We start from the raw sequence: 23037 nt of genomic DNA, 5'->3' as shown, positions 1-23037 counted from the left end.
CTTTGAGAGGTAGAATTTGGCTTATGTATGAGTGTCCGTTAAAGATAAATTTCTAAATTTACCAAATGAATAATTTAATAGAACAGGAGTTTTCACTTACAGAAATATTAGTAAAAACCACTTATCAAATTGTAGTTTCAAAAGAGCAATCTTTTCAAACATTTCCGATAGCTTATGGTGCAGGTTTTTTTATAAATTATAAAGAAAATTTATTCTTTATTACCGCCGACCACAATATTCATATCAATGACCATAAAATAAATGAGAGAACTGGAGTTGATAATTATATTGGTATACTTAACAATATTAGTGATAGAAATAACTTATCTACTATAATAAGTCCCATTGGAGGCTTTTACTATATGAACAGTTTTGATATTTCTAAAGAAGATTTAAACCCACAACTAATTGATGTTGCAATAAGTTTAGTTGACCGAACTAAATTTGAAGCTCTCTTTTTGACAGATGAAGACATCAGAGACAACAATTCCAAATCTTTAGTATCGCCTAATGAGCAGAAAATGGAATTTTTAGGTGAACATATTGTAGCTCCTTCGGGTGATGATGTTTACTACATTTATGGAAAGATTAGACCAGAGATTAAAGGATTATTCTTGCATAGAGCAAATACTTTTAAAAATGAATTAAAGTATATTAATACTTACGGGGATTTTATGCTACTAAATACAAAGGATGAAATTTCAGATGTCGAGGATTGGGCTGGGCTTAGTGGTTCTCCTGTGTTAAATCAAAAAGGTCAATGCATAGGAGTTTTATCCTCAGTTAACGAGGGTACACAATCGGTCTTTGTAAAACCTTTTGACAAAATAACCCCTTTTTTAGACACTATTATCTTGCAAGAACAAATCAGAATAGAAAATGAGAATATATAACGTTGAATTATTAGTATATGGACAGGTTGCTGTAAAAAGAACAATAGATTTTGGTACAGAAAAAGAGCTAGACTTAGGAAATGTTTTTCGCAGTGATATTTCTATAAAGCCCCATAAACAAGGCTTTTTGATTTCTTCAACTGTACATACAGCCGACCAAAATCGTGCTTATAAAGTAGCATTACTTTTTATTGGTAAAATGTTGGATATTTTATCTATTAGAACAAATTCTCCACTCAATGTCAGTTTAAATGATTATAGGCAAATTGAAAATGGAAACAATGTTAGAGCATTGATTAATCGCGAAGAATTTATGCAATGTTTTAGAATTGCCCGTGACCTAAATTTAAATCAAAATAAGTTATTGAGAGCGTTCAGTTGGTACAGAAAAGGCTTGTACACGGATGATCCATTTGATAAATTTTTAGCATTTTGGAATGCCATAAGTGTAATCGCAGACGGTTATTGTAATGATAATGAGCGAACACGACAAGGTATCATAAATAAAATATGGGATTGTTTTATTACACTTTGGGGCGAATGTGAAGACTGGGAATATGTAAATGGAGATGATAGATGGATTAATGATAATAACGATATTCGGAATAAAATTGCACACGGTGGTGTTACAGTAGATGTGCAATATGTAGAAGATGTAATTACTAAATTACCTATCGTCCAAAATGTAGCTTATAAGTTTTTACAACAATGGGCAGAAAGATTGGGTAGTAACGTGACTAATGAAATTCATTAAAATTTGACAATGACATCTAAGTGTTACTAAGCAATTGTAGCATCCTGCTAACCTCAATATCCATTCTCGAAAAGGCAAACCACTTTTTACCCAAATCTTTTAGGGATGCTCCGATATGGTAAAGTTCTGCATCATCTATAATCAAAAAACGGTCGTGGGCATCGGAAAAAACCTCAATTTCAATGGGAGGATATTGACTGTTATACCGTTGAACATCCAGTCGTAACTGATTGCTGATAGTTTTGGTATAGATAGTTGCGGTTACATTATTATTCCGTTTACCCAATAAGGTTAGTACCGTGTCATCTACATAATTATCCAGCAGGATAATGGAGCTTTTGGCACTTCGGATAATATCCGATACAAAGGTATAAGCATCAAAAACCTGCCCGTTGTAGAAAATACCTTTTTCGCTGTGGAGCTTGTCGCTTTCCATCGCCTTAAAAAGCTCTTCAAATTTTTGGTCAGCTTCCAGTTGTTTAATTTCAATCTTATCCAAACGATGAAACAAAGAAGCGTTGCTGATAATCGTTCTACGCATTTCTACAAATGCTTCCATAATTTCAACACTGACTTTAACGGCAATATCTGAACGCAATATGGCAGAAGCCATTGCAACCCCTTGTTCTGTAAAAACATAAGGCAAATAACGTCTTCCTCCGTAGCTCAAACTTGAGGTTCCAATTTGGAACCTCAAGTTTTCAACTTCCTCTTCGGTCAGTTGAAAACAAAAAGAAGCAGGAAACCTTTCAATATTTCTTTTTACGGCTTTGTTGAGGTTCTTTGTTTCCACCTCGTATAAGGAAGCGAGGTCGCTATCCAGCATCACTTGCTTTCCACGTATGGAGTAAATCAGATTTCTGATTTCCATTGTGCTAATGGTAGGCTTATTTTCCATTACTTTTTGTAGCTTTTATTTTTGGCAAACTCAAAGGAACTTTCTGCTTTGTCATTTAAGACGATGTAGGCGTCGAACTTCTTTCCTGCCTTGCTTTTCATCCCTTTGATGAGTGAAGTTTTCCTTTTATTGACAAGACTTTCAATATCGGCTATACCGATTTGTACGCCACATACATTACGGAACTGCACCCAATTACAAGTCTCATCGGGACATTTGACAATTTTATCACGGATAATAAGTTGTTGGCTTTTGCATTTCGGACAAACCAATTTAGGTAGGTTATTTTGGGCAATGGAAGTTTGCAACAATTCATTGGTAATAGATGAAGCGTAAGTTTCCATTTCCTTTAGAAATACCCCTGCATCTGCTTCGTTGTTTTCGATTTTATGGAATGCCAATTCCCATTCGGCAGTCATTGCCACGTCTGCGATTTTTCTATCTTTGACTAATTCATATACCTGCAATCCTTTTTCGGTTGGGATTAAAGACTTCTTTTCCCTTTGGATATAATTGCGTGTAAACAATGTTTCGATAATTGATGCCCTTGTAGCTGGAGTACCAATGCCTATATTTTGCAGGGCTTTCCGTTCCTCTTCATTTTCGATTTTCTTTCCAGCACTTTCCATAGCTGACAATAGCCCTGCTTCGGTATAAAGAACAGGTGGTTTGGTTTTCTTTTCCAAAACGGTGACTTCCTTGATTTTGAGTTCGTCGTCTTTTTTCAGTTCGGGCAAATCCTGTACATATTCGGTGTCATCATCAGAAAAACTACCTTTAATGGAACGCCAGCCCGCTTCTGTAATCTTACAGCCTTTTGCGGTAAAATCGTAATGCAATACCTGCAAACTGACATCGGTTATCTCCTTGATACAGGCTTGTGAAAGAGCTTCGAGCAACTGAAAGGCAATCATATCGTAAACGGCATTTTCCTTTGCGTTCAGTGCTGACGGGATTTTATCTGTAATCAATAATCCGTGATGGTCGGTAACACGCAAGTCGTTCACGATGCGTTTATTGAAACGTCCCCATTTCATTTTTGATACGGCTTGCTTGTAGGTTTCTTTGTCCTGCAAAGCCCTCACTAGGTTGGGAATTTCAGTCCATACATCTTCGGGAATATATTTGCTTCCGGTACGTGGGTAAGTGATAAACTTTTTTTCGTACAAACTTTGGGCAATGTTCAGCGTTTCTTCAGCAGAAAGGTTCAGTTTTTTGTTGGCTTCTTTTTGCAAGCCAGTAAGGTCGAACAATAAAGGCGGTTGTTCCGTAACGCTTTTGGTTTCTAACGATGTAATTGTTGCTGTTCCACTTCGCTGAATGGCTTTCAGCGCATCATCGGCAAGTTTTTGGTCTTCCCATTTGGTTTTGGAAATGCTTTTAAAATCTATCAACTCTTTGTTATGCGATAACTGTATCTGCCAATATTGCTGTACCGAGAAATTTTTATTTTCCAAATAGCGTTTGCATATCAAAGCCAATGTAGGCGTTTGCACTCTTCCGAGCGAATAGATACCATTGCCTGCGATAATACTCAATGCCTGTGTAGCATTGATACCCACAAGCCAATCGGCACGGCTTCTGCCTTGTGCCGACTGATACAATCCGTCAAATTCTTTTCCATCTTTAAGAGTATCAAAACCCTGTTTAATGGCTTTTTCGGTAAGAGAGCTTATCCAAAGCCGTTCAAAGGGCTTGTTACATTTCAGGTATTCATAAATGTACCGAAAGATGAGTTCGCCCTCACGACCTGCATCGGTTGCTACGATAATGCTATCGCTTTTATTAAAAAGTTGTTCGATAACTTTCAGTTGTTTTAATGCTCTTGTATCAGCGGTATAGTCTTTGTCTTTTTTAACTTTACGAACGGTTAGTAAGAATGGATTGGGGAGTATCGGAAGTGAGGCTTTCTGAAAACCTGATATTCCGTAATCTTCGGGCATTCCCAATCCTACTAAATGTCCAAATGCCCACGTAACAAAATAGCCATTACCTGTTAGGTAGCCGTCCTTTTTCTCGGATGCGCCTAACAAGCCGGCTATTTCCCTTGCTACGCTTGGTTTTTCTGCAATGATTGTTTTCATACTTGATTATCTTTTTACGCCTTTGGACTTAGCAGGTGTCTTTAGCTGTTCCGGTTTCCTTTGAATGTCGAAATTTTCGTTTCCTGCTTTCAATCGTCCTGATAAGTGATCGATTTGCAATTCATATTTCTGTACCAATGATTTGTCTTCTTTAGATGAATTATTGACACCTGACTGAATTTTATCCGACAACTCCACTGCTTGGGATTGTGGCACAATAAAAAATCTGAATTGGATTGGATTTTGCATCGACGAAAAGAATTCGATCAGAAATTCCATAAGGAAACTACCATTTTTATCGAACAGCTTAAATTGTTCTTGATTTTTCAGGTTTACTTCTGCTGTTTCAAATTCATCATATTTCCCAACGCCCTTCATACCATAGATCTTATTGTCCCCTTTATTCATTATCAAGAGGATATCAGTCCTTTTTTCCTGCGAATATTGTTCGCTAATTGATTGTTTATTCATAACAAATATTTTTTTGTTTAATCCTTATAGTACTTGGCTTTTCGCACGATTTTTTTCTTGTTACATTTTTCTGCCTTTGGACTTTGCAGGTGCTTCTGGTTTTTCCTGTTCTTCCTGTTGCTGTTTACTATCAGGATTTTTTTGTCCTGATTTTAATGGCTCTTTGATGTTCTTGGTTGGCTCATTGGTTTTGCCTTCTGAATTGACGTCAGTTTGTGTTTTATGGGCTTCAGTAGGCTTTATCCTTTCCTTGTATTGATTAGGAAATTCAAAATTGGTTTTCCCATTTTCTTTATTGAAAGTGATATAGCCTTGATAAGGTTGTCCTTTTTTATCTGTCAAGCCGTCAATGTAAATGGTTTGACCGTTTTTGAAATCCTTATTTTGCTCATCGGTCAGTTCCTTACCACGGAATGTTTTTGGAGCTTCCTGTGGTTGATTTTGCTGATTGCTTTGTTGATTGTTCTGTCCGTTGCTTTGCGTTTGCTTATTAGAATTACTTCTATCAAAAAGAAACTCAACATAACGCTTGTCCGCATTGAACTGTACTGTTGCCGAAAACTCAGTTCCTTTCGTAGAAATCATGCCTTCTAACTTTAGCGGTTTACCCTCTATTAAAGTTTGCTTTTGGGTATCGTCCAATTTCACGCCTTTAATTTCATCGGGGACTTTTATGAAATCCGTTCGTAATGCAACCAGCTCATTGGTAAGCCTGTCCACACTGATAATAGAGGGCATCAGTTCGCCTGTTTTGGAATTTTTTAAATCAACCACACGACCCATATTACCTGTTTCGAGTAGGTTTTTCTTGTCCTCATTCGTAAACTTGTATCCGAAAAACTCAAAGTTGAGGTTCGGTTCTTTACGAATGCCGTTCAATGCAGGAACTACTCTTCCGTCTTCGGTTGCCTGTAAAGACAAGCGTACATCTGTGCGGAGAATGGCTGTGCCAAAATTAACGCTCACAGGTATAAGCTCATTGGTTTTGTAGCCTTTCAATAAAGGTTCAAGAAGGTTTCTTTTTTCAAGGTATTCTTTACTTAATCCGAGATTGTTCATTGTGTCCCAATCAATCTGTTCCGGCTTGTAGCGGTATTCGCTTGTTTCCGGCGTTGTTTGTGCTGTTTCCATATTATTTTGATTTACTTGTTTTTTATCTAGTTGATTTTCGGTTTTCACTTCGTGCTCTTTCATCACTTTTTCACCTTCGGGTGTTGGGTTATCTACCTGCTTTTGCATTTCCTGTGCTTTATTTAAAGCTTCATCAGCCGATACTTTAAAAAATGACAAATTGGTTGGGTTCTTCAGTTGGCTAAAAAAATTGGAGAAGAAATTGGAGAAGAAATCACCACTTTTGTCCACACGCATAAATTGGTTTTGGTTCTTTTTCGTTGGTTCAACGGTTTCCATTTTCCCGTTTTCGTCCATACTCTTTACGGCTTGGATTTTCATTTTTTCTTTATCCAGCACCAATAATATGTCCGATAGTTGTTCGGGCATTTCCTGTTTATTTGTTGTTTCTTTACTCATAATCCGAAAATTTTAAGTTCTATGCCGAATATAAAGGAAGCGTTCATTGCATTACCTAAAGTGGCAGTCAAAGGCAGTATTTGTCACTTATTGGCGTTCAGTTTAGTTATGGGAGGATTAAAACTCTCCCTGATAAACTGATGCACATCAGACAGTTTGTAATACAATTTTCCGCTAATGGTATAATAAGGCAGCTTGCCGATGGAGCGATACCGTTGCAGGGAACGGTTACTGATTTTTAGCATTTGGAGCAAATCCTGATTATCCAATAATTCCTCACCGTCTATACTGTTACGTTTTTTTTGTAATTCGTCTATAGTGTCGCCCAGCATATCAAGGCGACCCATCAGGCGTTCCATCCACGCCAAAAATTCCATTCTATCTATATTCATAGGGATATACTTTTAAGGGTTAATACCTATTTTTTATCTGTCTTTAGCTTTCTGCCTTTTTCGATATAGCTTTTGCCTTTTGCCATAAGTTCCTGCACAAATTCATCACTGCTCTGTATGGCATTGGCGTTGAGCATATCCTTAATAGTTCCAATGGTATAGAAGTATTGACCATAGATTTTTGAATAAGCTATCTCGCCTTTGGTACGCATACGCCAGAGGGTTTTTTCGCTGACATGCAGGTATTGGCATACTTCGTGGTTATTGAGCCACAGGTCATCATAGCTTTTATCTTCCTGTCTTTTCAGATAGTCGGCAATGGCATTGATACGGCTGTTTAGCTGTTGCCAGGCTTCTTCCTCAATAGTTATTATTTTCATTGCACAGCATTTAAAGTTCACTATGCAAAATTGTGAAAGGTGGTAGTGTTTGTCTGCCAATCCTTGCCAATTGGTTTGGCGGTTTTTTAAAAATTTTTATAAATAGAAAAAAACCTTGTTTAATAAGGGTTTTGAGGCATTTTGCATATTTTGTAATGGAGTTTTGCCAACATTTGCCAATTGGCAGATATGGGCAAAGAAAAAGCAGTACATTTTGTGTACTGCTTTGAAATTACTGTATTGAACCGCTAAAGCTCTTTATCCATATATTCTTCGAGGGATATTTTGAGCTGGTCTAAAAATGCAGTTCGGGAACCTACCCGTGTTTTCATTCGGTGGAAAGAGTGATGCAGATCTCCAAGAGGAACTCGGAAAAGTATCTGAAACATTAAGCTTATTTTTCGGATACCAATTTTGCCGTGAGAAATAGCTCCTGAAGCATAAAGAGCATACACCAATTCGATAAGTGCATTTTTGCTATCTGTCCAAAAAACATCTTTTGTTGATTCAGAATTTTGTAAAATCACATCAGGATTTTCGTCGGGATTAATTTTTGTTAGCAAGTAATTATACAATAACTCATTTGCTATAATTCGAGCAATTTTATAGTCATAAAAAGTAGAGAACTGAGAATCTATTTCAAATACGAAACTATTAAGTCCATCGTGATAATTGATGTTGCCAAGTCGGAAGTAAACTTCATCGTTATCAGATCTTCCTGAGCGGTAATATCTATAAAAATCTGAATTACAAATGTGCTCATCGTATTCTTTTTTCAATTCCTGCAAACGGCTTGTAAAATAGGTGTGATATATTTTGCCATTATTAACAGGGCAACCAGTTTCTATGCGGTATACCTTATTGTAATAAATTAGCTTTCCAAGGATTTTCGGCTTAATGGTATGGAAAAAATATATCTCTTCTTCATCATTTTTAAATCCCTCTTCAATAACATATTTCTTGACCGTAAATAACAAGTCTTGGAGGTACAAGATCATTTCGTAAGCTTCATCAATCAATCTCTTATTTTGCGATAAAATCTTATCCTCCTTGTTATGAATCTCTAAAATGATGTTTTGCAACGAGTACTTCATCATAACTATATTTTTTATGAGGATTACCGTCCTTTATAGCGAATTCCCCTAATTAGTTTACAAACATTAATATGATAAAAGAAAGTATTTCCTAAGCATAATTAGCTACAGTATTTCTTGTTTATTTCATCTTTCTATTATTTTATTGTAGTAATAATGGCACTTTTATAAGTTATGATTATTAATTAACGTAATATTGTCGCTTTAATTGTGGAAATAAAAAAATAGGCAACATATCCACTTCAAGAGTCGAGATGTTTGGTTGGACTACTAATTCGTGATAGATAAATTGAAACTTTTCTATGGTTTCAGAAAAAGCAATCAAGTCTTCGTTTGGTATAATCCCTAAAGACTTGTTCTTAAATTCTTGTATGGTTTGGCTTGTTGCCAAGTTTTTTTCTAATAAATCTACAGACATCATAGCCACTTTAAGTGGAAGAGAGGATATTGGTCGAAGGAATAGGTATAGTTTAAGCGAATTTTTTCAAAATCCGAAATCTACTTTTTATAACTTTCCATATTATACTTTGATTTAGCGTAAATGGTCTTTAAATCATTGTCTGGATAATTGTCAGATATTTTTGCAAGGAAATCATAAGTCGCATAGATTTCAGAAAAATGCAACTTAAATTCTACTCGGACTTGTGCTAAAAGTGTAAAACTGTTGCTAATCAAAAAAAATATAACTATTAGAATTTTCTTCATTTCTCTTAATGTTTGGGTTCGTCTAAATATTCTAACTAATGTTTTTTTTAATTATTTAAAAATCAAGTAGTTGAAAACGTAAAATCATCTACTGAGAATTGGTAATTTTCTACTTGTTTTTGCAATCTTTTTTGTACAGCTAGTTTTCTTTTTTGATCCAAATATAGATATTCTTTCGGATTATGTATGGAGTTTGCCAATGTACCCGCCTTCAATGGGACACTTACTTTATATAGCACCCTCTTGAGCGACTTTGTCTTAAAATAACTATAAATTAACATTACGAAATATTATAAACCTTATTTTTAACAAAAAAACATATGAAAAACCTACTCTTATTATTAGTAAGTAGCCATAATTAAATAATCGTCACTTTTGTAATTTCGTAAAATGATATTTTCGCCTTATTTTGCTATGCAATTAACATTATTTATAAGAAGTAAAAGTCTCGATTATTTAACAGCAACTACTTAACATTATCCTGTTGCTCCAAAGACGACAACAAACCCGAAAACCCAATAGACCAATCACAATTTTAGTCCTGCCATTTGAGCAGGACATTTTGGTTTGAAATAACAATAGAGAAAAAGTAGAAATTCGAGAAGAAAGATTTTATTTGAATTATTAACTCAACAAAAAAACTATATAATGATTAAAAATAATGCATTACTTATCGCATGCTTGCTATTTCAAAGCTTTCTATTTGCACAGCAAGTAAACAATATTGATTTAAAAAACATATCAAATCCTATTATTTATATAGAAGGATTTAGTGGAATATCAAGTTGCTAAAAACAGTGACCGTGAACGTTCTTGAAAGCAGGTAGTTACAGAAAATATTCTATGAAATGGCGAACGTTGTTAAGGACAGTGGCGAAGGACGGATTTTTTTATTGCAGGCCGGTGCGAGGAAGCAATAAAAAATGTTGTCCTGGAGCCACTGGCTAGCGCGTTGGGTGTGGCGGCTGTTTTACATAAATGATATTATAGCTTCATTGCAAAAACCAAAAAAACAATATAAAAGCTTTGTAATGAACTATAATACTCAATTATGTAACACAGCTTGGGGAAAAAAATTACTGGCACGAGTTGCGAAGCGTACGTGTTTTTGATTCAAAAACCGTGACAGTAATTTTTTTTGGAGCGTTGGCAAAGGAGTGGCAACAGAAATGTAAAACGTTCTTTTACCACCGAACTTTAAGGGGTTTCTTTTAAATCAGAATGTTAATTAGAAAAGAGAATTTGGATTTAGGTTTTTAGCAACCAAATTTACCTCGTAAGGAAAAGCAAATTCTTGGATTGGGGGATATTATAGATTTTAGATTTAAATTTATTTTCGCCTTCTGTAGCTACTTTTGATTGTTTTGAATGGAAATACATAATTATATATTTGAATACATATTACTAAAATTATTTCTACTAATTTCATTGTTCTTCAATTCTGCAATATAATTTTCAAAATCTAAAATTATATCTTTTAAAAATTTTGAGGGACTAATCTTTATGTCTGTATAATCTAAAAATTCAATACTTCTTTCAAAACTATTATTAATTACAATTTTACCTTGAACCATACCATTATGAAAAAGTCCACATCTTGCTTGTGAATAAAAATTGTTTAATTGATTATCATTAAACATATTAGGGTAAATTCTATTCATAGAGTTTCTGAAAAACAATTTACTTCTTCCATCACTACTAGATCCTACTTTAAACTGTTCAACACCTTCTATATATGACAAACAAATCATTAACACGATAAATCCTTTATTCCTATTATTGTACTTTAATAACTTAATTGCAGGATTTAAAAACCACTCCTTTACTTGTCTTTCATAAATAGTAATTTTATCAAAAGCATTATAGGCATTTAATTCTACTTTATTAACGTCATCAAAGATATGAGGATTATATTGTTCATCTATCCATCCAAAAATATCTGGAGCTATAAATATTGGTTCCTTCCTTAATTTTTTTGACATAATTATAAGTTTTTTTGAAAGATATCATCAATTCTAGTATTGTAACATTTTGTAAACTTTTCTTGTTTCATTTTTCATTATCTGCCGAGTGATTATTGTGCAAACTTTACTTTGTTAGTAACATTGCTTTTATTCATTTTACAACATTATTGCTTTTTAAATTAAGTATTTAATGATTATGATTTAACTTTTATTTTTCTTTGGAATAATGACACTATTAAACCAATACCAACTGCTAAATCTATAATATTCCATATTGTTCTACCTAAAGCCACTTTGATAAATGGTTGAAATAATATTGCTAATCCAATATAGAGAAACACTTCGTTCTTGTTGCTTTGTTCATTTGCAGAATAAGCCAAATAGGCAAAACCAACCATTGCTACAAAACGGACAAATTGGTAGTAGCCATAAGGCATATCAACAAGACATATAAAAAAGAATAATGCTAAACCTATTTTTATAAATGAATTATTCATTTTCTAAATTATCTAATTTGATATGTTCAAATTGTGGTAATTCAACGGAACTTAAATAGTTATTGACTAATTTATCTAACTCACTTTCTATATTAATATCTTCCTCTAAATAGTATTCTAAATCTGGATACACAGCTAAAATAGTTTCATCAGTTATATTTAGACATTTACGCATTGCTTTAAAAAATTTTATTTCTGAATATTCAACTGTTTCATCAGCATTAATGGTATTAATCGCAAAGTTTATTATGTTTAATTCTTCTTCTTCTGATAAAACAGTCTTGTGGAGTAAATTAAAATAATATTGAATAAATTCTGAACCGCGTTGATTAATCTTTTCCAACAGAATATTGATTTCTTTAGTAAAATCAAAGTCAGTAAATAGTGGTGATTGCTGGCACATTTTTTTTATCAATGCAACTTCTCTTTTGTCAATATCTCCATCAGAAGCCATACAACAAAAAGCAGTTTTTAAAAGTAATTTGTCAAAAGTGATTGTTTCCATTTTTTCTATTTTTTGAATATTTTATTAGACATTGCGGACTTATCCATTTACTATTGATTAAGACTCAATTTATAATCGATGAAACATAAATGAAACTACTATTTTATTTTACTAACAATAAGATCAATTGAAATTTTTAAAAGTTTATTGATTAAAGAACAATTCTTCATTCTTTTTACCCAATAAGGGGAGTATTTATAATAATATGAAATAAAAGCTCTTCCTAATTCGTATTTATTAAGTTTATTATCTCTGTAATTTCTTAACTGAATTACATTTGGATGATTATAATCACCATAAACCATAGTAGCAACATAACAATATCCATCATCTTTATTAACCTCCTTAAGAATTGCACGACTTCCATTTTCACTATCCATCCAGTCTTTAATTAAGTCTTCATATTCAATTAAAAATTGGCAAAGTCTCGATTTACCAGAATTTTCAAGTTCTAGATATTTAATCCGTCCAAAAGTTCCTAATTCCTTTTTATACTCTTGAAGACTCTTATAATCTTTTGTTTTTAGAAGTGATGTAATATATTTAACTTCCTGATTGTACATTATAGAATATATCCCAGTTGAAATTTCTTCAAATTCATTGGGGTTATTTTTATATAACTCCTCGATATTAGGAAAAATTTGATTTAAAAAACGTTTACGTTTTTTAATAAATTCAACATCTGTATTTTTTTCAAAAATTTTTCGAGTATCTGATAATATAGCTTCTTGTCTAGATGTAAGTTTGTGCATTATTAAGATTTATAATAACTATTAGTTAAAATTTTTATTTTTTAAAACCTATTATTTGACGTTCGTTCGTTTTATCAATTATCGGAGCATTTCCTCCATCCATTTTTTTTCTAAGCACTTCGTATTTATTTAATTCTGTTATTGAAACGGAGGGCTTTGTGTTTTTTATTACATTTTCAAGTATTTCCATAGTAATCCTTCCTTTAATTTTCAAGGCATTTCTAGAGGCATCATTTACTAAAAGTTCAATATCAGCAGCAACAAAATTATTTGTAAGGTTTGCTAATTTTTCGTAATCCATACCAAAATCAATTGGTCTTGATTTCAGGTACATTTCAAACATAGCTTTTCTTGCTTCAAAATCAGGGGGGGACAAATAGAATTTTTTATCTAATCTGCCGGCTCTCAAAATGGCAGGATCAATCATATGCGGATAATTAGTAGCTCCGATTATGAAAATTCCTTTTTCTCCTGTTCTGTCCATTTGGGCTAGCATTTCATTCACAGCACTTTTAGACATCTCGTGAGCATCACTGTCTCGATTTGGCACTAATTCGTTCATTTCATCAATGAAAATTATAGTTGGTGCGTTTTCTTCTGCTTCCTCGAACATCTTGGCAATGTTTTCCTGAGTAGCATTGACATAACGACTTTTTAACGATGATGGTTTTATTAACATAAAATTAAAACCTACTTCTTCCGCAAAATGTTTAGCAAAAAATGTTTTACCACAACCCGGAGGACCAAATAATAACATTCCATTTGGAATAGTTACTCCGTATTTTTCATACTCTTCCGGATTACGAAGTGCATCAATAACATCAACTTGAAGTTGGTTTTTTAAATCTTGCATTCCTGCAATAGCACTAAACCCTTTTCCTTTTGCTACTGAACTATATTTTGTTTTCTTTTTAGTAGGTTCTTTATCGGATTTTTGAATTTGAATTGTATCAATATCATCAACAATTACTTCGCCTTTTAGTGCTTTTATAAATTCATCCACAGAACTAAATCTAACTTCTGTATCAGTATGCAATGCTTTTTTAATAATATTAGTTATATCATCATCGAAATCAATAATATCATCAGAAACATTTGGAAATTTTATTTTTTTCTTTCTTTCCTCTACAATTTTATCTTCCAATTCAGTCTGTTTACCTTTAAATTTAGAAACATCAATAATCCAAGGTAATGAATTGTAAATCAATTGGTATAAAACTATACCTACCGAAAACAAATCAGATTGAGGCGAATAAATATTATGAAAACATTCAGTGGCAAGAAAATTAGGATTTAATCCTTCTTTATTAAAAACCTTTGATGATTGATGAAACTCTCTAGCGTAACCAAAATCAATGATTTTCGTTTTTGGATTGCCTTGTGCTAAATCTAACATTACATTTTGCAGTGTAATTTCGTTGTGAATTATAGGGTTGGCTTGTTGATGCAAGTATTTTAAACCTTCCAGTATTTCAATAATTATGCTTTTAATATCATAAAGCGATTTATATTTTTCACGAATTATCTTTTCAGATAACGTTTCCCCAGCTATAAAATTTAGAACCAAATAGGCATATTTCTTATTTTCAATAACAATTTCACCGCTGTCTTTGTAAGTAACCAAATTTGGGTGTTGAATTGATTTTACTAATTCTATTTCAAGAATATTATTATTTACATCAAAGGCAGATTTATGCAATTGAGAATAATTAAACAGCTTTAAGAAGTAAAGTTTCCCATCATTTCCTTTAACTCTATAAGTTTCTGCATAGAAGCCTTGTTTTACGAATAGTAAAACTTTGTAATCATCATTTATAGAAAAGTTTTTCGACAGCATCTAGTTTCGTTAATTTCTAATTATCTAGTTAATTTACCCGTTAGTTTCTCAGCGTCTTCTCTATCCATAACATCAATTATTTGAATTAATATTGGTCTCAAATTTGAAACATTACCGTTATTAATAGATTGAATGGCTTGGTTTAATAAGGTTCTAGCTTTGTTACTGTCTTTCCAATTTGTATTTGAAAAATTGGAATTAATGTTATTTATCATTGAAATATCCATTTGTGGACCTGCCAAAATATCTCTGATATTAAAATCCAAACTATCTATTTCTTCGATTAATTCTTTGGCGTGAATTACACTTTTCTCTTTTATGATTTGTTCAATTTTTATTTTGAACTCTTTCATATGGGCATCGATTGCTTCCATTTTTAAATCACTTTCATCACCATTGCTTTTTACTTTATTTAGCAATTCTTCTAATTCATAAAAGTTTTCTTTTAATTCTTTTTCCACTTTTGGCCATTCGGTTTCACTATCCAATTTGTCTAATGCCCTTAGTTCTTTTAATAAATTATCTTGAACTTCGAGTTTACCACTATCTCCACCGCCTTTGTGTTCTAATTGTTCAGCAATACCATTAATGTTGGTAATAATTTTTTCAACCTCTGTTGAATTGTTTTCTTCCTTTAATCTTTTAGCAGTTTTTCTTGCTTTTCTGATTTCATTTTCCAACCATTCTTTACTAACAGACTTACCTTGGATTATTTCTACCGTTTGTTGTTCAGTATGGTTTAAATAAGGGAAGAAAATAGATACTGTCATTTGCTCGGAACGATCCACTTTTAAAGTAATTTCAACATCACTACCAGCTGGAAGTAATGAAGGTAAATCTTCTCCGTTAATTTTTACGTCGTTTATATGAGTGCTATGGATAGCTGTTGTCCCTTCAGCATAATAATCTCCTTGATAGATAGGAATGATAATTTCATCCGAACTTATTCCGGGACGAATATCTTTTTGCGTTTTTAATTTTTCAGTTATTCCAGTTGCAGGTAGTGTCTGATTTTTTTCTAATCCTTTTATAGCTGTTAATAAATCCTTTCCTTGAATACGGTCAGTGATTTCAATTGCAATATGATAGGGTAAAGTAGCTTGTCCAGGATTAATTCCTTGTAATATGTTAAACGTATTAGGTTGACATTCTAACTTGTTTCCTTGTTCATCATATAGTATAACTTCAAAAGTATTTGATGCACCCATATTTAACTGGACATCAACTAAAGTGGCTTTTCCACTAATTTGTTTTTTTCCACTTGACCAAGCTTTGTCACCACGCACCACATCTGCAAAAACTTTATCTGGAATAGTGCCTTCAGTTTTTTCTTTAAGGATTTTGATGTTTACCATTTCTTCCTCCTCAACTGTTGTTGCCTCGTGTTTTATTTCTAATTGTAACTTTGTAGTGTCTCTGCTTTGTTCCATCACTTCTTCTGAAACAGAAATAGTTGAAGCAAACAATGCAGCACCAGAAGCTACAGATGTCATTGGGTCAATACTTGTATTGATTTTATCTGTTATTTGCTCCTTTAACATTTTTCTCAAAATTGGAGAATATGTTGGGCCACCAACTAATAATACTGTTGTTAATTGAGACCCTTTTAGATTGTTTCTTTTTAATAAATCTTTACAAATATCAATTGACTTTTGAAAGATTGGGCCAACAACCTCCTTTAAACTTTCTTGAGTTACGTCAATATCCAAAGATAATTCTTCGCCTTCTTCATCTTCAATAGGTAAATCTCCTAAATCAGTTAAAATATTATGATTGTCTCTAAATGACATTTGAATTTTACATTCCTCAGTAAAATACTTTACCGAGTTTCGTAGGACTTCTTTTTTTTCAGAATTAGATAAAATTTCGTTAATTGAAAAATTATTTTCTAAATAGGGTAGAATAATTTGATCAACAATTGCTTCATCAAGGTTTTTGCCTCCTAGCCAGTTATCTCCTTCAGTATCTACAACTTTCATAATACCATCCTCAACTTTAATTAGAGCTGCATCAAAAGTTCCACCACCAAAATCATAAACTAACCAAATACCATCTTTATTTTCAGCATCAAGACCATAAGCCATAGATGCTGCAATAGGTTCTTGCAACAATTCAATATGCTCAAAACCCGCTAGTTTACCAGCCTTTACAGTAGCATCCTTTTGAACCATCGTAAATTTAGCAGGAACAGTAATTACTATCGATTTTACCGCTTCATCTGTAATAAATGATTTTAATTTCATTAATATTTCAGCTGATAATTCTTCCGATGAAAATACTTTACCCATATTAGAACTTGGAAATGAAGCGTCAGTTCCCATCGTTCTTTTAAATTCAATGTAGGCATTAGAATCTTCGTTCTTCAAAGTTTTGAGCGCTCTAGTTTTATCTACTTTTAAAGCATTAAAAGCAGCATCCCCAGCTAAAATATTTTTTTTCTTATTTATGCTAACACAAGAAGGAATAGTATCTTTTAGAGTGTCGGATTTTTTAATGACTGGTTTGCCATTTTCAATTCTTGCAATTGCAGAATTAGTAGTTCCTAAATCGATGCCGTAGTCTATTTTTGTTCTCATTTTTTAATTATTTATTGACCTACCGAAACTTCTACTTGAGCTGATTGTATAAGCACTCCTTTATAGTTTACTTGTGGTTTTATTATTTTAGTTATTATTTCAATTCCTTTTCCTAAATTTTCATCTTCAACCATATTTGCTACCATTTTTACTCTTGAGTCAAAAGGTTTGTTAAGTATCTCAGGCATATCATAACCATTTGCTGCAAAAGTATCTTCAATACGTTTAACAGATGCCGATAGTTGTTTTAAGCCTTTGGTGCTTGTATCCATATTGGATAGGTTTTTATTTATACGTACAATTTCATCAGCTACTTTTAATGCTAAAGAATGGTCTATTTCTTCTGATTTATTAGCTGGAGTTTTAGCTCTTTCTTCTTGTATTAATTTCAATTGTGTTTCTAGTACTTCTGTCAATTTAGTATCTAATTTAACCCCTTCCTCTTCGAGAGTTTTAGTAGTTTTACTAATTTGTGCCTCAACATCTGTTTTGTCGATAGTTTGTCGTTTACTCACTAACCAGTATACAAATCCTGAAACTATAATTGCTCCCAATATCCCAATAATTGACCACAAAGAATTATTACTTAATGAATTATCAACCTGTGTGAATTTATGATTTGTTGTTGTTTCCGAACTTGTTATTTTTCCATTTAACTCTGAATTCGTATTTTGAATATCAGAAGCATTGGATTGCACTTTTTGATCAAGAGTTTCGAGTTTTAGATTAACTGTAGCCAGTTTAGAATTTATTGAACTGATTTCAGTTTTCAGTTTATTGTTTTCTGATTGAAGCGTTTTAACTTTTTCCGTTAAAGGCTTTATTTCTTTGGTTATATCTTCTTTGGTTATTTGTGCAAAAGCACTTACGAAAGAAAATAATATAATGCCGAATGATAGTTTGTTTTTCATTAGTTTTATTAGTTAATTTATTTATTAAAGAAAGAAGATTGGTCAATAGATGAAGATGATGCGTTTCCATTTGCAACTGTATAGAGTGTTACCGTTGCATTTGTATAACCTCTTGAACTATCTTCAAAATATTCCGTACCATCAAATTCTGAAAAATTCACATCCGATTCAAAATTTCCTTTTGTGCCACAACTGTTTTCTAAACCAGGATTCCAATCATTACCATAAAACACTCTAATTTTATAATAACCTTGAGATATACTTGACATTTTAAACGATGAATTTTTCTGTACATATTCATTTCTAATTGTTCGGTCTTTTGAAGTACTGTATAAACACACAATTGCATCTGAATTACCACCATTTTTAATTGTCAAAGTCGCATTTCCTTGATAATCACCAGAACCAAAACAATTGTTTAATGGAGACGAACCATTAGATAATTGGTTGCCAATATACGGACTTGAATAATTTTCTTCTGGTTGGATAATTGCTGATGTATCTATAACATAAGATGATGTGTCAGCAACAACTGCTGCTGTATCAACTATCACAGCCGTTGTATCAACAGCTACTGCAGTTGTATCTATTGCAGTATCATTGTCGTATTCATTTTTGTTTGCTGCACTACAACTCTTAATTGCTCCTATTAAAATAATTATACCTATGATCCAACCCACCCAATTAACCCCTTCTGAATTTGATTGTGGAGGTGCTGGTCTTGGTGTTGGAGCTGGTCTTGGAGTTGAAATTGAAGGACTACTAATACTGGTTGTACTAACATCTAATTGAACACATAAACTTCTTAGCGTATTTTTATTAGGAGTAAAACGTACCGTTTTGTATTCGTCCTCCATATCTAAAGTACCAATTAAATTGGTTACTTCCCATCCATTTCTTAGGGCAGACTTTATCCTATTTAGGGTGCCGTATCTGTCAATAGCCAGATTGTAATCTAAATTTTCTTGGACATTGTTTACTTCTTCTATGATATAACTTTGCGCCTGACCAGCAACACGAGTCGAAAGCCTTAAATATAATTCATCTGTACTGCCTAAAACACTTTTTATATTGATTAAAATAGGTTTTGCCGTATTAACCAATACTTTAGCATTAGCTATTGTTTCATTTTTATTTTCAAATTCATCAAATAAGTGCAGTAAAGAATCAAGATGGGATTTGATTTGACTCAATTTATCACGTTCCGGTTTTTCATCAATCCATTCTTGTAGGTTTTCTGTGTTTTCTTGGCATCTTTGGATTGCAATACTTCCAACAGCCAGTTTTTTTGCTTTTTTGAATAAATCCATTGCTTTTTCGCTTGGATCAGTCGCAGTATCTTTGAATTTTTTAAAGTAAACAATACCACATTGCAATATTTCATCAGAAAGTTTATCCGTGATGGAAGTAAATTGGATATTGCTTTTACCTAGAATATTTTTAATTGTATTTATTTTTTCGCTTCCGGTTGTATAAAGACCATTTCCTAAAATATATGCTTTACTGGGGCTTTCTTTTCTTACTGTTTTATTTTCCTCGATTAGATTTTTGACAACTTCAATTGGTTTTGAAACGAAATTATTTAAATAATTTTGCTTTGCAGTGAATGAAATTTTTGTAATGCAATCAAGATACCAATCCACAAAGTTTTTATCTACTTTTTCAATTTCATTATAAACTTGATTTAAGAAGTAGATTTGTAAACCTTCTTTAGATACTTTGTAGGTTTCGTCGGAAGAAAGTTTAATAAAATCATTTATGAAATCACTTTCTAAAAACTTCAACTTAAGAGTAATTCCTTTTTCGAGATTATTTTTAGAAATTGTTGTTTTCTTAAAAGCGCTATTTAAATATATAGTGGAAAGATTCTGAAAAGCAGATGCGTTTCTTTTTGTAACTTCATCTGCTGATGCCAATCTTATCCAAACATCTATTGCTTCTTTAGCCTCTTCTTTTGAAGCTTTCAAAGCATCAAACACAGGTTCATCAGTAATGGCATTGCCATTATAAAACCAAAATAATGAAGTGTTTACACGATCATTATTTAAATTCAATTTTGAAATTGCATCATCAACGGTATCAATACTTCTATTTAAATCACCAATAATGGGAAAGCTAAAGTCTTCGGGTACTTCTTGACCCGCATCAATATACATTTTTAGCTTTTTGGTTTTGGTATGTTCTTCCCTTGTTGAAGTACCAATCAATATTCCTATTATCCTGTAAGGGTTATTTTTGATTATATCCATTTCTAAATCATTGTATAAAGTTCAACTGAAGTATTATATTAATTGTAATTTTTTAATTTTCTTATTCTTGTTAGGATTTACCAAGGATTTCATCCGACAATTTGCTCACCATAAATCTTGAAAGATCCTTTTGGTTCTAAATCAAAAAGCAGGAATAAGTTGTAAAGGAATTTTTCAAGTTGAAATCCACGTTGTTGGAAATTAGTATTAACAGCTATTTTATTGAATTCATCTTTAAATTGTACCAATTCTTGTTCAAGTGATAGAGCTTTTTTAGTGTTCTGTACTGCTTTGGCTTTTCTTATTTTAGCTTCTTCTTGCTCTTTTGTTATTTGAATAAATCCTTTGGTGAAACTTCTTAAATAATGTACAGCTTCTTTGGCTTTTTTTGTTTTGGAGCCATCTTCATCCCAATATTTTAAATTTCCAAAATCATTAAAATCTGTTACTGCCATAACCAAATTCAATAAATCGGATTCGTAAATATCTAGTCGGTTTGTCATCCTATTAAGAAGTTCTTTCACAATTTCTCGTTTTGTAACTGCCCAATTGATTGTAGAAATAATGGCTGGATTATCAATTGTTAATTTAATGAATTGTTGTAAATCCTCTTTTTTCCAGTAAATAACAGATAAAGCTTCCTTTAGAGCTAAAATTGCCTGTGGCGAAATTTTCTTTTTTGTTTCCATTAAACTTTTAGTTCTTTTTTGTGAGGCTCATAACTTGGATTTGTATGCTAATTTAAAGAATGTATATACACCCTAATTTGGTTGAATAGTTGCAAATGATTGCATAAATAGTTTCGAGACTATTAGTTGTTTCAAATATATAGAACTTTTAGTACACTTTTACAATTGGATAGAGATAATTTCTTTGATTTTTGTTGTGAAGGATGGGGAAAGTTTTTCTTGCTTCATTTTCCACTGGCGGTCGAGGGATTCTTTTGTTGAGGGCACGAGCTAGAAAATCACGCCAGCTTTGGGTCTTCTGTTAGAATTAGATTGTTTTCAATTTTAAGCTGCCTTGTTTGTTGGCTATTTCAATTAGTAAATTATCAAGTTGTCTGTTAGTCAATTCAATGTTTAACTGAGTTTTTATTTGTCTTTTTAAATCAAAGCATTTACAATAGAACTTTGCATATTCATTGTCAATATTTTCAAGTTCAAGAATGTATTTTAAGTCCTTTGGAACTTGACTTGTAAATTTTCTTAATGCGTTAACTGCTCTACTGTCATAAATAAAAAACAAGTCTGGAAGATGAAAATGTAAATACTTTGAACTAAAAGAACGCTTTTCTAGGGCTGTGATTTTTTTAAGCATACTTGTCAAAAAATAATGTGTCTGCAAAACAGATTTTATGTTATTAATATTTTCAGTCTTTCCAATTTTCAGTACTGATAATTTTTCGTCAAGTTTAGATTTTCTAAAAGCAGGAGCAACTGTGTCAATGTAAAAATTATCATTAATATCGTTTGACTTATTTTTTCTCCTTTCAACTGCTGCAGCATAAATACGCCCAATGAATAAAACTTTCGTTAGAATGTGGTCGTCCGTGTCGTGATTAAAATTGTCCTTGCAGAGTTTATATAGAATTGCATTACCAAAGTCCCATACGTTTTTTTGTTGTGCCGTTTCAATTTGTTTCTTTGTTGGTAGTGTTGTCTTCATAAAGTTACTGCTATTCAGCAGCGGCGAGTAAACGCTACGAATTGAATTGAATTTAAGTAGGTACTCGTCAAAGACGAGCACCAGAGGGGGTAATCATACTTACGGATTATTTTTTTGACGGATTTTTTGGTGGTTTTAATGAAGGTGTATTCCCGGGTGTTTCTTTATTATCACGTTGGCGTTGGTCTGGCTTTCCTGTTGATGTAGCTATTCTTTTCGGTCCTGGTTTAAGTGCCATAATTTTAAATTTTAGTTTGTTATATATTCCAAATTTATAAAATAGTCATAAAAAAATAATAGTTGACAATATTTTGATAAATTAATTTTTGTATTCAATTTTAAACGTTTGTTCATTTTTAATGTTGCACATTTGGCGGCTACTTGTAAATAGCTTTTTACATTATCAAATATATGCAACTTTTGATATGCTATTACAATTTGATGGAGATAATTTCTTTGATTTTTGTGGTGAAGGATGGGAAAAGTTTTTCTTGCTTCATTTTCCACCGGCGATCGAGGGAGTCGTTGTATAGTGGATTTAAGTTGCTAATTGGAAAGGGCACGGAATGCAATTCCGCGGTCGGGGTTAATAGTACTACCTAAATGATGTGGGAATTTTTCTTGTTCCAACAATTCGGTATATCCACTTTACTTGTTTCTATTCTATAAATTTCATTGTTTAAACTTTTCAAAGGCTTTATAGATATTGGAATACGAAGGGTTTTCATCTCCAAAACCTTTTGATCGCAGAATAGCTGTTTCTAATTTATTATCGGAACATAAGTCAGACACCCATTTTTCTTTTTCAAGAAATAATGTCTTTTTTTCATAATTACTCAAAAACAATTTTAACGCTTTTTCAACATCTTTCGAATTA

The 23037-nt window shown here is 32.5% G+C and carries 24 protein-coding genes; 2 read left to right on the top strand and 22 right to left on the bottom strand.

Annotation, left to right across the window (positions count from 1 at the left end):
- The first annotated feature begins 65 nt into the window (after positions 1-65).
- Together B2145_RS08040 and mauJ are read left to right on the top strand one after the other, a co-directional pair.
- A complete protein-coding gene (locus tag B2145_RS08040) occupies positions 66-893 on the top strand; it encodes a hypothetical protein (RefSeq protein ID WP_291100716.1) in 828 nt (275 codons plus the stop codon).
- The gene (gene mauJ / locus B2145_RS08035) at positions 880-1647 is read left to right on the top strand and encodes a methylamine utilization protein MauJ (RefSeq protein ID WP_291100713.1); all 768 of its coding nucleotides are present in this window, start codon (positions 880-882) and stop codon (positions 1645-1647) included. The genes B2145_RS08040 and mauJ overlap by 14 nt, the downstream gene beginning before the upstream one ends.
- Positions 1648-1663: 16 nt before the next feature.
- Here mauJ and B2145_RS08030 read toward each other — a convergent pair whose 3' ends face one another.
- From B2145_RS08030 to B2145_RS07925, 22 genes are all read right to left on the bottom strand, one after another.
- The gene (locus B2145_RS08030; RefSeq protein ID WP_291100710.1) at positions 1664-2545 is read right to left on the bottom strand and encodes an ORF6N domain-containing protein; all 882 of its coding nucleotides are present in this window, start codon (positions 2543-2545) and stop codon (positions 1664-1666) included.
- Complete coding sequence (locus B2145_RS08025; RefSeq protein WP_291100708.1) at positions 2545-4629, bottom strand: type IA DNA topoisomerase; 2085 nt, start codon at positions 4627-4629, stop codon at positions 2545-2547. The genes B2145_RS08030 and B2145_RS08025 overlap by 1 nt, the downstream gene beginning before the upstream one ends.
- A 6-nt stretch (positions 4630-4635) precedes the next feature.
- Positions 4636-5100: a hypothetical protein gene (locus tag B2145_RS08020; protein WP_072938699.1), complete on the bottom strand. Its 465-nt coding sequence runs from the start codon at positions 5098-5100 to the stop codon at positions 4636-4638.
- 60 nt (positions 5101-5160) lie between these two features.
- Entirely contained in the window at positions 5161-6630 is a 1470-nt protein-coding gene (locus tag B2145_RS08015) for a DUF3945 domain-containing protein (RefSeq protein ID WP_291100702.1), read from the bottom strand.
- Between the two features lie 83 nt (positions 6631-6713).
- Entirely contained in the window at positions 6714-7022 is a 309-nt protein-coding gene (locus B2145_RS08010; protein WP_072938693.1) for a helix-turn-helix domain-containing protein, read from the bottom strand.
- A 26-nt stretch (positions 7023-7048) separates the two neighbouring features.
- Positions 7049-7402: a helix-turn-helix domain-containing protein gene (locus B2145_RS08005; RefSeq protein WP_072938690.1), complete on the bottom strand. Its 354-nt coding sequence runs from the start codon at positions 7400-7402 to the stop codon at positions 7049-7051.
- Between the two features lie 248 nt (positions 7403-7650).
- Positions 7651-8496, bottom strand: a complete 846-nt coding sequence (locus tag B2145_RS08000) for an RteC domain-containing protein (RefSeq protein ID WP_291101017.1) — start codon at positions 8494-8496, stop codon at positions 7651-7653.
- Positions 8497-8677: 181 nt separating this feature from the next.
- The gene (locus B2145_RS07995) at positions 8678-8914 is read right to left on the bottom strand and encodes a hypothetical protein (RefSeq protein WP_291100695.1); all 237 of its coding nucleotides are present in this window, start codon (positions 8912-8914) and stop codon (positions 8678-8680) included.
- Between the two features lie 1669 nt (positions 8915-10583).
- Positions 10584-11183: a hypothetical protein gene (locus tag B2145_RS07990; protein ID WP_291100692.1), complete on the bottom strand. Its 600-nt coding sequence runs from the start codon at positions 11181-11183 to the stop codon at positions 10584-10586.
- Positions 11184-11359: 176 nt separating this feature from the next.
- Complete coding sequence (locus B2145_RS07985; RefSeq protein WP_291100689.1) at positions 11360-11662, bottom strand: DUF6804 family protein; 303 nt, start codon at positions 11660-11662, stop codon at positions 11360-11362.
- A complete protein-coding gene (locus tag B2145_RS07980) occupies positions 11655-12167 on the bottom strand; it encodes a hypothetical protein (protein ID WP_291100687.1) in 513 nt (170 codons plus the stop codon). The genes B2145_RS07985 and B2145_RS07980 overlap by 8 nt, the downstream gene beginning before the upstream one ends.
- 98 nt (positions 12168-12265) lie before the next feature.
- The gene (locus B2145_RS07975) at positions 12266-12919 is read right to left on the bottom strand and encodes a CFI-box-CTERM domain-containing protein (RefSeq protein ID WP_291100684.1); all 654 of its coding nucleotides are present in this window, start codon (positions 12917-12919) and stop codon (positions 12266-12268) included.
- Between the two features lie 34 nt (positions 12920-12953).
- Positions 12954-14756 (bottom strand): AAA family ATPase, encoded by a 1803-nt coding sequence (locus B2145_RS07970; protein WP_291100681.1) that lies wholly within the window; start codon positions 14754-14756, stop codon positions 12954-12956.
- A 20-nt stretch (positions 14757-14776) separates the two neighbouring features.
- Positions 14777-17332, bottom strand: coding sequence for an Hsp70 family protein (locus B2145_RS07965; protein WP_291100678.1), 2556 nt, complete (start codon positions 17330-17332; stop codon positions 14777-14779).
- Positions 17333-17343: 11 nt separating this feature from the next.
- Positions 17344-18243: a coiled-coil domain-containing protein gene (locus B2145_RS07960; protein ID WP_291100675.1), complete on the bottom strand. Its 900-nt coding sequence runs from the start codon at positions 18241-18243 to the stop codon at positions 17344-17346.
- Positions 18244-18260: 17 nt separating this feature from the next.
- Positions 18261-20492: a hypothetical protein gene (locus B2145_RS07955; RefSeq protein ID WP_291100672.1), complete on the bottom strand. Its 2232-nt coding sequence runs from the start codon at positions 20490-20492 to the stop codon at positions 18261-18263.
- An 89-nt stretch (positions 20493-20581) separates the two neighbouring features.
- Positions 20582-21181: a hypothetical protein gene (locus B2145_RS07950; RefSeq protein ID WP_291100669.1), complete on the bottom strand. Its 600-nt coding sequence runs from the start codon at positions 21179-21181 to the stop codon at positions 20582-20584.
- A gap of 159 nt (positions 21182-21340) precedes the next feature.
- On the bottom strand, positions 21341-21448 hold the full coding sequence (locus B2145_RS07945) for a DUF4113 domain-containing protein (RefSeq protein ID WP_291100667.1): 108 nt from the start codon (positions 21446-21448) through the stop codon (positions 21341-21343).
- A 40-nt stretch (positions 21449-21488) separates the two neighbouring features.
- Positions 21489-22160: a hypothetical protein gene (locus B2145_RS07940; protein WP_291100664.1), complete on the bottom strand. Its 672-nt coding sequence runs from the start codon at positions 22158-22160 to the stop codon at positions 21489-21491.
- A 106-nt stretch (positions 22161-22266) separates the two neighbouring features.
- Complete coding sequence (locus tag B2145_RS07935) at positions 22267-22398, bottom strand: hypothetical protein (protein WP_291100661.1); 132 nt, start codon at positions 22396-22398, stop codon at positions 22267-22269.
- Positions 22399-22591: 193 nt separating this feature from the next.
- Positions 22592-22723, bottom strand: coding sequence for a DUF4113 domain-containing protein (locus B2145_RS07930; RefSeq protein WP_291100658.1), 132 nt, complete (start codon positions 22721-22723; stop codon positions 22592-22594).
- A gap of 109 nt (positions 22724-22832) precedes the next feature.
- Positions 22833-23037, bottom strand: a 205-nt coding sequence (locus B2145_RS07925) for a hypothetical protein (RefSeq protein WP_291100655.1), incomplete at its 5' end; no start/stop codon positions are given.

The organism is Flavobacterium sp. UBA5153 (assembly GCA_002413745.1).
Classification (GTDB): domain Bacteria; phylum Bacteroidota; class Bacteroidia; order Flavobacteriales; family Flavobacteriaceae; genus Flavobacterium.
This window is presented reverse-complemented; position numbering and strand designations above follow the sequence as displayed.